Source organism: Prolinoborus fasciculus (assembly GCF_056724605.1).
Map to the genome: position 1 here is coordinate 1 of NZ_JBWZQN010000016.1, position 12399 is coordinate 12399.

A 12399-nucleotide genomic window follows, 5' to 3' on the forward strand; every position below is an offset into this window, starting at 1 on the left:
GCTTGACCAGAAAAATGAGTCGTTCTCGCTGTTCTAAACTAAGTGGTACAGAAACAATTCTAGGCATGTGTGAACATCTGTTAACTAAAAAAACCTTTTCGCATCATTAGTTATTTTTGTCAACTTACAGATAGTGCGCAGCAATCACATGAACAATCAGAAAAAGAATATATAAATTAAAACTTAAAAAATTCAGCCCGATTTTATACAGGCAGATGAGCAGCATGATGATCATGAAAACTGTGCCTGCTTGATGCAAGAGATAAGCTTCCAGTTCTAAAGGACGAATACTGGCAAGCAAACTCGCCAGAATTAAAATGCCCAGGCTCGCGTAATGTTTGGCAGAAAGTCGATGTTCAATCATGTCGTTATTATGAAATATCTTTTTTAGAATAAAACACATTATAAATAAAAAGGCGAAGCCTGAGCTTCGCCTTTTCGTCTTATTGCAAATTAGATTTTTGCAATCAGCGCAGCTACTTGTTTGGCCTGGTCAGCAGCATTACCTGTATATGATGCAGGTGTCATTTCCGCTAAACGCGCACGGTCAGCAGCAGGAACAGCTTCTAACTCGTTGCCGTTTACGAAATCAACCATCATGTCGCGAGTCATGGCTTGACCACGAGTCAGGGCTTTTAGTTTTTCGTATGGTTTTTCAACGTTGTAACGACGCATTACAGTTTGAATAGGCTCAGCCAATACTTCTTGCGCATTGTCTAAATCTTCATTGATACGCGCAGCATTCAACTCAAGTTTACCAATACCTTTAGAGCAAGCTTCAAAAGCAATTAAGCTTTGCGCAAAACCAACACCCATGTTACGAAGCACCGTAGAGTCAGTCAGGTCACGCTGCCAGCGAGAAATAGGCAGTTTTTCGCCAAGGTGTGCAAGTACAGCATTGGCAATACCCAAGTTACCTTCAGAGTTTTCAAAGTCAATTGGGTTAACTTTGTGTGGCATGGTTGAAGAACCAACTTCGCCTTCTTTTAGTTTTTGCTTGAAGAAACCAAGAGAGATATAGCCCCAAATGTCACGGTTAAAATCGATCAGAATAGTGTTGAAACGACGTAGCGCATCAAACAGTTCAGCCATATAGTCATGTGGCTCGATTTGAGTGGTGTACGGGTTGAAGTCTAGACCCAAAGACTCTACAAATGCTTGTGAGTGCGCAGGCCAGTTGATGTCTGGGTAAGCAGAGTAGTGCGCATTGTAGTTACCTACTGCACCATTGATTTTGCCCAGTAGCTCAACATTTTTGAACTGTTTGATTTGGCGTGCGAGGCGGTAAGCCACGTTCGCCATTTCTTTACCCAAAGTTGTCGGGCTTGCAGTTTGACCATGAGTACGAGACAACATTGGCTGGTCTGCATGCTTTTCAGAAAGCGCAACGATTGAATCGATGATTTGCTGCATAGATGCAACCAGTACATCACGACCGCTTTTCAGCATCAAGGCATGTGACAGGTTGTTAATATCTTCAGACGTACATGCAAAGTGAATGAATTCACCGGCATTTTTAAGTTCTTCGATACCAGCGATTTTTTCTTTCAGGAAATACTCAACCGCTTTAACGTCGTGGTTAGTGGTGCGTTCGATCTCTTTGATGCGATTGGCATCATCTTCAGAAAAATCGCTCACAATCGCATCAAGCGCTGCATTAGTTTCGCCTGAAAACGCCGGTACTTCAGTAATTTCCGGGTGGTTTGCAAGCGCTTGTAACCAACGCACTTCAACAGTCACACGAGCATGGATTAAACCAAACTCAGAAAGAAAAGGACGTAGAGCATCACATTTGCTCGCGTAACGTCCATCTAATGGAGAAAGTGCAGTTAAAGCGTTCATATCGATTCCTTAGATTTTGGAATTAAACGTAAAACGAAACACGTGCAGCATCAGTTAAACCACCTGAAACTGTAAACGCGCTAGATTCTGAATATCTTGTAGCAACTTGCGCTTGCCAAATACCATGCCCCAAGAGCTGCCACCGAGCTGACGCCACAAGTGCGCCATTTGCAAACCGGTAAATAAGGACGCACGAATACGGTTGGTGTGTCCGGCATCTTTAAAGGCTTCAGCATTACCACGTACCATAATGCGCGGATTAATCTGTCCGGCCGTATCGACATAGGTTTGAGCGAGATTGGCAATGATGCTGGGGTGCAGGTAATTATTATCAAAGAAAGAAAGCTGTCTGAGAATTTTCTGTTGGGACTGTTCAATAATTTCAACAAATTTGGGATTGCTATAGACCTTCTTTTCTAACTGAAGAAGTGCCATTGCATAGCTCATGGGAAGTTTGGTGCTGGAAAGTTTTGGAATTCTGGATTTTGGAGAAGTATTGAAGGGTTGAATAATGCTGCTTTCTAATGTTTTTAAACCTAAGGAAATATCAGCCAGTTGATTAAAAAAGTCTAGGGTCTGGGCATTTTGATTACTGCCGGGACGGATATTAAGACTGGCTCTAATCAACTGTTCAAAATAAAAGTTACCACTTTCACCAATGCTTTGCTGACCTGTCAATGCTGTCATATGGGTCAGCTGGGTGGCCTGAAACACACCCGCTAATGCCAAAGCACGATTTTGACGAGTATTCAACGTTGTGGCTGGTTGAAATGGTAACTCCGTCATGCCGAATTCATCCTTTTATAAAATCAGGTTTAGGTGCATTGGTATGATGAATCACACCACCCCCTAAACAAACTTCACCTGAATAGAACACCACGCTTTGACCCGGGGTCACTGCACGTTGAGGTTCATCAAACTCAACACGAACACCATTCGGTGATTCTGAATCTTGATACACAGTACATGCTTGATCAGTCTGACGGTAACGGGTTTTGGCCGTACAGCGGAAGCCTGTTTCAGGAATATCCTGCTCACCTGCGACCCAGTCAATCGCTTCACTCCAAAGTGTAGTACTTTGCATGAGTGGGTGTTCATGGCCTTGACCGACCACCAGACGATTGCCTTCGATATCTTTATGCAATACGAACCAGGCACCTTCAGCAACGCCCTTCATACCGCCAATACCAATACCACCGCGTTGACCGAGCGTATAGTACATTAAGCCGTGATGATCACCAACCTCTTTACCGTCTTCCAGCACGATTTTTCCGGGTTGAGCGGGTAAATATTGCTTCAAGAAGTCATTAAAACGACGTTCACCAATGAAACAGATCCCGGTCGAGTCTTTTTTCTTGGCAGTAACCAGATCTAATTCTTCTGCAATTTTACGGACTTGTGGCTTTTCAATTTCACCAACAGGGAACAGGGTCTTATTAATTTCACGACCATGGACAGCATGCAGGAAATAAGTCTGGTCTTTGTTATTGTCCACACCACGCAATAAAGGTGCATATTCTTCACCACGTGAGTTGGTCATGGTTTCACCACGACGGCAGTAATGGCCTGTGGCAATAAAGTCTGCACCCAAGTTAATCGCGTGATCTAAGAAGGCACGGAATTTAATTTCTTTATTACATAAAATGTCTGGGTTTGGCGTACGGCCAGCCGCATATTCCGCCAGGAAATGCTCGAATACGCGATCCCAATATTCCATGGCAAAGTTTGCGGTATGCAGTTTAATCCCGATTTTGTCGCAAACGGCTTGTGCATCGGCAAGGTCATCCATCGCCGTGCAATATTCTGTGCCGTCATCTTCTTCCCAGTTTTTCATGAAAAGACCTTCAACCTGATAACCTTGTTGAAGTAAAAGGGCAGCAGAAACAGATGAATCTACACCACCTGACATACCGACGATGACACGTTGTTGCATAGGATTAGGCATCCAAATTTGAAATTAAGGGAGAATTTTGGTGCTCGTAAATGAGCGATAAAGGATATTTTTGACCTGAAAGCGCATCTTGCACGGCTTTAATCACCAATGGACTACGCGCGCGAGCAGATTCAATCAGTTCATCAAGCGTCATCCAGACTGCGCCGATAATATCTGTATCTAAAGTGGCACTTGGGTCATAGTCAATGGATTTGGCCAAGAAACAGAAACGGTAATAAGTACGATCCGGGAACATCGGTGGAGTATAGGTATATATACCTAATAAGTGTTTTACTTCCACCCTATGACCTGTTTCTTCCATGGTTTCACGAATTGCGGCTTCAATAATGGTTTCACCGCATTCAACATGACCTGCTGGCTGATTAAATACCGTGTGTGTCACACCTTCTGTATGTTCTTCTACAAACAGGAATTTTCCGTCTTTTTCAACGACAGTTGCGACAGTGACATGAGCAGTCCAAGCGGTCATAAAGCAGCACCATGGAAGAGGATGCACTATTGTATAAAATTTTAGGGTGTGTGGCTATGATGAAATTTTCCGAAAACTATAGTTTTAAACTTTCCTTCAAATTCATTGTTATGATTATATAGAAAGTCAATTTGACTTTCAGGAATTGGATGTTGGCATATTTCTAGACATGAGTAATATTTGATTGTATTCAGGGAAAGTTCACGTCTTTTTTGTCTAATTTCAACTTTATTTTCATCATAATGTGAAATAAGTGTTTCGAAGTTTTTTACGGGTACTTCTTGTATTTGTAAATATAAGTTATTTAAATGTACTTCAAAATAATTTATATTTTCCTTGAGTATGACGGCAGCCTCTAAAGCATTTCTGAGATCATTTTTTTCGAGTTGAATGTTATATTGTACCTTCCAAGAAATAAAACCAATGATGGCAACTATAGGTGTTATTACATAAGCAGTGGTTGTAATAATTGTGTTAATTCCAGTCATACTGAAGCTACAAGATAAAGATTGTCCTTGACACACTGCTATGTACTGAAAAAATCCACATATGAATAAAATTATTATGTAGGTGAGTAGATAAAATCCCACATATTTTTCAATTTCTTTAAACATAAATATTCATATAGAGATAGATTTAATTTATTGTATCTAACGATCAAAAAATTTGGCAATTAAAACAGTTATTTATAATTCTCAGAAACTTTTACATAATTATGTGCAGAATACGGCAAGAACGCCATTTCTTTTTCAGTGAGCGGACGTGCTTTTTTTGCCGGGCTACCAACATAGAGCCAGCCACTTTCCAAAACTTTACCCGGTGGAACTAGCGTACCTGCACCAATCATCACATCATTCGGAATGATGACATCATCCAGAATAATGCTGTTAATCCCAATTAGTACACGATTACCAATCGTACAACCATGCAATGTCACATGATGGCCAATCGTGACATCTTCACCAATGATCAAAGGCGAACCATTCGGTTTATCGGCTTTTTTATGACTGACATGCAACATGGCATGATCCTGAACATTCGAATTTTTACCAATCCGGATTGAATTAACATCACCACGAATCACGGCAAAAGGCCAGACAGAAACATTTTCAGCCAAGACCACATCGCCGACCACGATTCCCATCGGATCGATATAACACGATTTATCAATTTCTGGAGTCGTGTCTAAATAAGAACGAATGTTTTGGCTCATGGTGATCTGCTCATTAAAAGTTTAAGGATCATGTGCATAGTATAAAATAAAAAGCACCCATCTGAATGAGTGCTTTGGTCTTAGTCCGGGACTAAAACAGTTTATTTAAACTTAGAACAAGTTTGAGAAGAACTGTTTAATGTGGTCGAGCATACGTGCGAAGAAACCAGCTTCTTCAACCGCGTTTAAAGCCACCAATGGTTTTTCTGAAATTACTTTACCATCCAGAGTCGCTACGTATTTACCTACGACCTGACCAGGCTGTAAAGGTGCAGTCAGTTTAGGTTGAACCACCAGCTGGGTTTTAATCGCATTAGCCTGACCTTTTGGCATGGTCACGTTAAAGTTTTCAGCAAGACCGATCTGAACTTCATCTTCCTTACCAAACCAGACTTTGGCTTTGGCAAGTACCTGTTTAGCAGGTTGAACATTTTTGGTTTCGAAGTTTGCATAACCCCAAGCCAGCAATTCACGTGTTTGTGTCGCACGTTCCTGCATGGTTGGTGCACCAAAAATCACTGAAATCAGACGCGTAGGACCGCGTTTTGATGAGGTGGTCAGACAATAACCAGCTTCATCAGTGTGGCCAGTTTTTAAACCATCTACACTCGGATCAGTATATAGCAGGGCATTACGGTTACCTTGCTTGATGCCATTAAAGGTAAATTCTTTTTCCGCATAAATCGGATAATACTTAGAACTGTCTTTAATGATGTGTTGTGCCAGCGCTGCCATATCTTTGGCAGTTGAATAATGACCTTCAGCTGGCATACCGGTTGAATTGATAAAGCTGGTATTGGTCATGCCAATACGTTTAGCTTCCTGGTTCATCATATGTGCAAAGGTACCCTCGTTCCCTGCAATATGTTCAGCCATGGCTTTCGATGCATCATTCCCTGATTGAATAATAATCCCGCGAAGCATTTCAAGTGCAGTTGCCGTACCATTTAAAGGTACATACATACATGATTCCGCGCTACTGCCGCGACACCATGCTGACTCGTTCATGCGCACTTGTTCATCTTCAGTGAGTTCACCGCTCAATAGTTTTTGTTCGATGATGTAGCTGGTCATCATCTTGGTCATTGAAGCAGGGGCTAATTTTTCATTTTCATTTTTTGAAGCGAGAAGTTGCCCTGTCTCGTAGTCCATTAGCACATAGGATTTATTATTCAATTCTGGTGGTGCAGATAGGACAGTTGCTGCAAAGCTAAAACTAGGAACTAATAATAATGCAGCAAGGGCAGTTTTTTGGGTCATTTCTAGTGGGTTCCTATATCTTGATGTAAGCACGAAGAGCCTAGCATTTTAGGACAAAGCTAGGCTGACTTCTATGGGAAACCCGGTCTTATTTCAAAAGTATTGTAAGTTATCGGCAGAAAAGCAGCTTAATTGTTATAGGTGGTTAATTCATTACAAATCACCTGATTTTTTTTCTTGCCGGCTTTCTTGGCATCCGATTGTGCTTCGGACAGAATATTGCGGAAATCGTTCTGTTTAGCCATCTGGTTTAAGCTTTCAACCGGATTACGCTGGCCCGGCATATACTCAGTCACCAGCTTGGTATAACCCTGATTAAACTGTGACTTGTCTTTGACCATGCTTGGACAGATTTCTGAAAGAACATAAATGGCTGCCAGTTCCTGTTTGGTCACTTGCTGAGTTGGGGTAACATTAATGTTTTCATCGGCTGCAAATGCAGAAGTTCCCAAAAGAGTGGCGGCAGAAATTGCGCAGAATGTTAAAGCTTGGAATATTGGATTTTTCATTGAAAACTCAAAAAATGGATTTAGAACAATAATTTGCCTAGCTTAAACTTATTTTTGAAATTGAAAAGTGGGAAAATGTAGCGAAGCTGTAGAATTATGAATAAATCTGTAAGAGAAAATAAGACGATGTTTACACCGTCTTATTTGAAAATTTAGCTGGCTTAGCCTTGGTAGTTCAGCATTTCTTCACAGACAGTTTTCTGCTCGTCTGAGCTGGTTTGCTTTGCACCCTGACGTGCTTCTTCAAGTAAAGATTTATATTCACTGTCTGCCTGTAGCTTTTGATAGCTCATGCCTTTATCTGAGTAGTCTGCAAGATAAGACTGGATCAATTGTTCAACGGTGCTGTTAAATTTTGGATTTTGACCAATGATTGCCGGGCAAACTTCAGCCATAACCTGTGCTGATGCAATATCTTCTTTTACAATGGTATTGTTTTCTTCAACAGTCAGATCGTTTGCCATGACTGAAGGGGAAATAAATGCTGCCAAGCTTAAAGTGAGAGCGCTAAGTAAAGAGAATTTTTTAATCATCTTGAGCCACATATTATAAAGATGGATGTCGAGCAATAAATATATATAATTCCTGCACTAATACAATGAAATGTCCTAGTCAGTCATTTTTTAGCGTAACGAGATTTTTTAGTGAATATTTTAGTTTCAAATGATGATGGGGTGTTTGCACCCGGTATTCAGGCTTTGGCGCAAGCGCTAAAGCCTTTGGGGCGAGTGGTGATTGTGGCACCGGAAAGTGAACGCAGTGGCTTTTCTAGTGCCTTAACTTTGGACCGCCCTTTACGCCCAATCCAGATTTCTCCTGATGTCTGGGCGGTTAATGGGACGCCGGCAGATTGCGTTTACTTGGCTATGAACGGGCTATTTGATTTTGAATTTGACCTAGTGGTTAGCGGGATAAATAGCGGCGCAAATCTGGGAGATGATATCTTGTATTCCGGTACAGTCGGGGCGGCCTTTGAAGGTCGTTTAACTAAACATCCTGCGATTGCCGTATCACTGAGTGGGCCGAATGTACGTGGCTATCAGCAGCCTCAGGATTATCAGTTGGCCGCCGAATGGGTGCATGATTTTATTGCTCGTGGTTTGCCTGTTCTGCCTGAGCGACATATTTTTAATATCAATATTCCAGATGTAACTGAATTGCAGGGTGAAAAAGTGACATATCAAAGTCGCCGCCGTCAGTCTAAACCGGTGACGAGTCATGTAGATCCGCGTGGTCGTCAGGTATTTTGGATTGGACTCTCGGGAGAAGCAGTCGCAGAACCTAAGCCGGGATTTAGCGAGATTGATTCAGACTTCTCTGCGGTCGCCAATGGCTATGTCAGTATTACCCCGATTCAGATGGATGCCACCAATTATGAGAGTTTGCGGAATTTGCAAACACAATTGGAAGAAAATGCGTCCTTAGTGTTATAACTTTGTGAAAAACTCGCGATTGCAAGTATATTGCCGTAAAACTTTGCTAATCTTAACGAAATTTTGCAACCGTATAGCATTAGAGAGGAAGATAATGTTCTTGGTGTTACCGAAATGTGTCGTAGCTTCGCCTGCAACCCTGATTAAAACCCTTGTTTTATCGACCGTTGTTATTTCTACAGGAGTAATTACCGGTTGTGCCACCAAACCCCAGGTGAATAATGCAACGCGTTATGCAACAGCTCCTGATTTCTATACGGTGCGTTCAGGAGATACATTGAGCGGGATTGCAGCACGTTATGGGCTGAACTATATCAGTGTCGCGGAGATGAATGATATCAGTGCGCCTTACCGGATTTATGTCGGACAATCAATCCGCCTGAAAAGCAATACTGCGCGCCGTAGCACCAGTACTCAGGCTATGACTCAGGCAGCGCCAATCCAGCGTCAAACAATTGCAGTGCCTACACCGGCACCGGTGACACCAGCAACCACAGTACAAACCACACCACGCGTCAATACATCTGCACCGGTTACGCCAGTATCTACGGCTGCAGGTTTACGTTGGGTAAAACCATCGAATGGTGCGATTCTTCAGCAATACAATTTAGCTTCTAATATCAAGGGCACCCGCTATAGTGGCAATGTCGGCGATCCGGTATTTGCAGCAGCAGACGGGCAGGTGGTGTATGCCGCTGATGGCCTGAAAGAATATGGCAATCTGGTGTTGGTGAAGCATATCAATGGCTATATCACCGCTTATGCACATAACAGTAAATTGAATGTGAAAAGTGGCCAAAATGTAACGGCTGGTCAAAAAATTGCAGAAATGGGATCGACTGGTACAAACCGTACCATGCTTGAGTTTCAGGTGCGCTTAGACGGCAAACCTATTAATCCTACTGCAGTTTTACCAAACAATTAAATAAATAATGCAAAGTGTAAATTTCGCCGTATAATACAATAAGTTGCTTTTATCAAATGATGAAGCACCTCATAAGTTTAGAGGGAAATTTATGTTAGATCAACTTCGAGCAATGGGTGTCTTTGCTTGCGTTGTGGAGAAGAACTCGTTTAGCGGTGCTGCCCGTGAATTAGGGATTACGACCAGCGCCGTCAGTCAACAAATTCGCTCATTAGAACACGATATGGAAGTCGTACTTCTAAATCGTTCGACGAGAAAATTAAGTCTGACCGAAGCGGGACAAGCTTTTTTCCATAGCTGTCAAGAAATGTTATCTGCTGCTGAGCGCGGTAAAGTCCGGATCAATGAGTTACGTGATGATCTCGTGGGTGAGCTGCGTATCGTTTCTTTGCCAGAATTATGCGCGAATCATGTGATTCCTGCACTTTCTCATTGGATAGCTGCACATCGCGGCTTGGCAGTACATTTAGAAACAAACAATCATGAGGTTGATTTGTTGGATGGGCGAGTTGATATCGCCCTAAGATTTGAACAGAAAAATGATGAGCATAATCTTCAGGTTGTGCCATTGATGCAGATTGAGCAAATTCTGGTGGCGACACCGAGTTATATTAATCAAAGCACCATTATTTCGAAACCTGATGATCTTAAAAATCATGAGGTCTTGCCTTTAACGCATCTTAAAAACCATCAGTATTATCATTTCCAACATGTGAATACTGCAGAAAAAGCCGAGTTTGAACTGAAATCCCGTTTCAGTACCAATAACGGTTTGGTTGCAAAATCGATGTGCTTGCAGGGTAATGGGATTGCCAAGGTTTTATATCTTGATGCTAAAAAGGATTTGCTTAACGGTACTTTAGTTGAAGTTCTGCCTGAATGGAGACTGCCATCGATTACACTGTATGCGGTTATTCCGAAACGTGAACAACAACCGACAAAAATTCTTCGTTGTCTTGATACCCTGAAACAATATTTTAGCCAGATCTCTGGCGGACGTATGTTACAAAACGCATCATAGAGTGCAGAATAATAAAAAAGCCGCTTTAGAGCGGCTTTTTTAATTTTTAGGCTAGGGCTTTATGCCAAATAAGCTTTGATCATTTTTACCAGACGTTCGATCAACTGGTCTGCCTGCTCCTGGGTAATATTCAGGGTAGGCAACAGACGAACGACATTGCCTGCAGTGACATTGATAATCATCTTGTATTCATTGCGTGCAATCGCAACCAGATCACCACATTCTTTTGGTAATTCAATCCCGATCATCAGACCGAAACCACGTACGATGACATTTTGATCTGCCAGTTTGTTGAGTAGCTGGTCAACGATATAAGCACCTTTTTCAGCCGCATTCGCGACGATATTTTCTTTTCGCATAATATCGAGAATGGTATAGACCACACGCGAACCCAGTGCTGTACCGCTATAGGTAGAACCGTGATTTCCAGCAGTTAATACACCGACGCCACGACCTTGGGTCATGACTGCACCAATCGGGAAGCCATTTCCTAAGCCTTTGGCTGTGGTCAGTACATCCGGAATAATATTGGTGTGCTGATAAGCAAAGTATTTACCGGTACGGCCATTACCAGTTTGCACTTCGTCCAGCATCATCAGCCAGTTATGCTGGTTGCAGATTTGGCGAATTTCTTCTAAATAGCTGAAACCTTGAGGTGCGGTATTCACACCGCCTTCACCCTGAATAGGCTCAATCAAAATCGCTACGATATCCGGATGATTGATTGCAGCTTCTTCAATTGCTTCGATATCACCAAAAGGTACACGAATAAAACCTTCAACCAGCGGGCCAAAACCTTCTTGCACTTTTTTATTGCCTGTAGCAGACAGGGTGGCCATGGTACGACCATGGAAAGACTGGTCAGCAACAATAATTTTTGGTGAAGCAATGCCTTGCATATGACCGAATTTACGTGCAATCTTGATTGCACCTTCATTTGATTCTGCGCCACTGTTGGAGAAAAATACTTCTTCCATACCTGCAACTTCAGCCAGTTTCTGTGCGGCAGCGGTTTGCCAAGGCACTTCAAACAGGTTGCTGGTATGAATCAGGGTCGCTGCCTGTTCAGCAATCGCTTCGGCAATGACTGGATGCGCATGGCCCAAACCGCATACCGCAATTCCGGTTAATGCATCTAAATACTCTGTACCATCTTCGGTATAAAGATATGCACCTCGTCCTCGGACAAAGCTGATCGGTTGACGGCCAAAAACAGGCATCAAATGAGACGGTTGATCAGTTTGTACCGGTGCGAGGGTAATATTATTCATGACTAACTCTTAACTGTTAGGTGGAAAGAAAAACTTATATAAGCAAAAACCCACTCAGATTTAAAGGGTAATTGTAAATAAAATTGGAATTATTGCTTTAGACATACTGTTTTGCCTGGATTTGGGTATAATGCGAGACAGATGAGTTGAGGATTTATCAATGACTGAACAAGCACGCGATACCGAAGCGTTAATTCGTGACCAAATTGCAAAACACGCAGTACTTCTTTACATGAAAGGCACACCGCAATTTCCACAATGTGGTTTTTCTGCACGTGCAGTAGAAGCACTCAGTCAAATTGGTCGTCCGTTTGCTTATGTAAACATTCTGGAAAACCAGGACATTCGCGCGATGTTACCACAAATCGCCAACTGGCCGACATTTCCACAGCTTTGGATCAATGGTGAGTTGATCGGTGGTAGTGATATCATGCTCGACATGTTCCAAAAAGGTGAATTAAAGCCTTTAGTTGAACAGTATAGCCCGGCAGCTGATGCTTAA

Annotated in this window: 15 protein-coding genes; 4 read left to right on the forward strand and 11 right to left on the reverse strand. The window is 42.3% G+C overall.

The genetic code is table 11. The annotated features are described in order from the left end of the window. Window positions 1–124: 124 nt before the first annotated feature. The 10 genes from AC1P5O_RS05550 to AC1P5O_RS05595 form a co-directional block, all read right to left on the reverse strand. Window positions 125–364: a hypothetical protein gene (locus AC1P5O_RS05550; RefSeq protein ID WP_318270652.1), complete on the reverse strand. Its 240-nt coding sequence runs from the start codon at window positions 362–364 to the stop codon at window positions 125–127. A gap of 89 nt (window positions 365–453) precedes the next feature. Beyond that, the gene (gene purB / locus AC1P5O_RS05555; protein ID WP_121980356.1) at window positions 454–1842 is read right to left on the reverse strand and encodes an adenylosuccinate lyase; all 1389 of its coding nucleotides are present in this window, start codon (window positions 1840–1842) and stop codon (window positions 454–456) included. Between the two features lie 54 nt (window positions 1843–1896). Continuing rightward, entirely contained in the window at window positions 1897–2628 is a 732-nt protein-coding gene (gene hflD / locus AC1P5O_RS05560) for a high frequency lysogenization protein HflD (RefSeq protein ID WP_005107369.1), read from the reverse strand. A gap of 7 nt (window positions 2629–2635) precedes the next feature. Then, window positions 2636–3775, reverse strand: coding sequence for a tRNA 2-thiouridine(34) synthase MnmA (mnmA, locus tag AC1P5O_RS05565; protein ID WP_004646533.1), 1140 nt, complete (start codon window positions 3773–3775; stop codon window positions 2636–2638). 4 nt (window positions 3776–3779) lie between these two features. After that, window positions 3780–4265 carry an NUDIX hydrolase gene (locus AC1P5O_RS05570; RefSeq protein ID WP_121980357.1) on the reverse strand — a complete coding sequence of 162 codons (486 nt, stop codon included), beginning with the start codon at window positions 4263–4265 and terminating at the stop codon, window positions 3780–3782. A gap of 41 nt (window positions 4266–4306) precedes the next feature. After that, the gene (locus AC1P5O_RS05575; protein WP_121980358.1) at window positions 4307–4879 is read right to left on the reverse strand and encodes a hypothetical protein; all 573 of its coding nucleotides are present in this window, start codon (window positions 4877–4879) and stop codon (window positions 4307–4309) included. Window positions 4880–4947: 68 nt separating this feature from the next. After that, complete coding sequence (locus AC1P5O_RS05580; RefSeq protein WP_004646536.1) at window positions 4948–5478, reverse strand: gamma carbonic anhydrase family protein; 531 nt, start codon at window positions 5476–5478, stop codon at window positions 4948–4950. A gap of 111 nt (window positions 5479–5589) precedes the next feature. Beyond that, the gene (dacC, locus tag AC1P5O_RS05585; RefSeq protein WP_121979714.1) at window positions 5590–6738 is read right to left on the reverse strand and encodes a D-alanyl-D-alanine carboxypeptidase PBP5/6; all 1149 of its coding nucleotides are present in this window, start codon (window positions 6736–6738) and stop codon (window positions 5590–5592) included. Between the two features lie 128 nt (window positions 6739–6866). Then, window positions 6867–7247, reverse strand: a complete 381-nt coding sequence (locus AC1P5O_RS05590) for an MCR_0457 family protein (RefSeq protein WP_004646539.1) — start codon at window positions 7245–7247, stop codon at window positions 6867–6869. 161 nt (window positions 7248–7408) lie between these two features. Beyond that, a complete protein-coding gene (locus tag AC1P5O_RS05595) occupies window positions 7409–7780 on the reverse strand; it encodes an MCR_0457 family protein (RefSeq protein WP_005251317.1) in 372 nt (123 codons plus the stop codon). 111 nt (window positions 7781–7891) lie between these two features. Between AC1P5O_RS05595 and surE the strand changes: the two genes are divergently transcribed. The 3 genes from surE to AC1P5O_RS05610 all read left to right on the forward strand — a co-directional run bounded on the left by surE (window position 7892) and on the right by AC1P5O_RS05610 (window position 10626). Beyond that, the gene (surE, locus tag AC1P5O_RS05600) at window positions 7892–8680 is read left to right on the forward strand and encodes a 5'/3'-nucleotidase SurE (RefSeq protein WP_005251318.1); all 789 of its coding nucleotides are present in this window, start codon (window positions 7892–7894) and stop codon (window positions 8678–8680) included. Window positions 8681–8774: 94 nt separating this feature from the next. Further along, window positions 8775–9605: a peptidoglycan DD-metalloendopeptidase family protein gene (locus AC1P5O_RS05605; protein WP_005104583.1), complete on the forward strand. Its 831-nt coding sequence runs from the start codon at window positions 8775–8777 to the stop codon at window positions 9603–9605. Between the two features lie 91 nt (window positions 9606–9696). After that, window positions 9697–10626 carry a LysR family transcriptional regulator gene (locus tag AC1P5O_RS05610; protein WP_004279736.1) on the forward strand — a complete coding sequence of 310 codons (930 nt, stop codon included), beginning with the start codon at window positions 9697–9699 and terminating at the stop codon, window positions 10624–10626. A gap of 59 nt (window positions 10627–10685) precedes the next feature. Here the strand turns inward: AC1P5O_RS05610 and AC1P5O_RS05615 are convergent, their stop codons facing one another. Beyond that, the gene (locus AC1P5O_RS05615) at window positions 10686–11897 is read right to left on the reverse strand and encodes an aspartate aminotransferase family protein (RefSeq protein WP_005251319.1); all 1212 of its coding nucleotides are present in this window, start codon (window positions 11895–11897) and stop codon (window positions 10686–10688) included. Between the two features lie 160 nt (window positions 11898–12057). On the opposite strand from AC1P5O_RS05615, the gene grxD reads away from it, so the two are divergent. After that, entirely contained in the window at window positions 12058–12399 is a 342-nt protein-coding gene (grxD, locus tag AC1P5O_RS05620) for a Grx4 family monothiol glutaredoxin (RefSeq protein WP_004279738.1), read from the forward strand.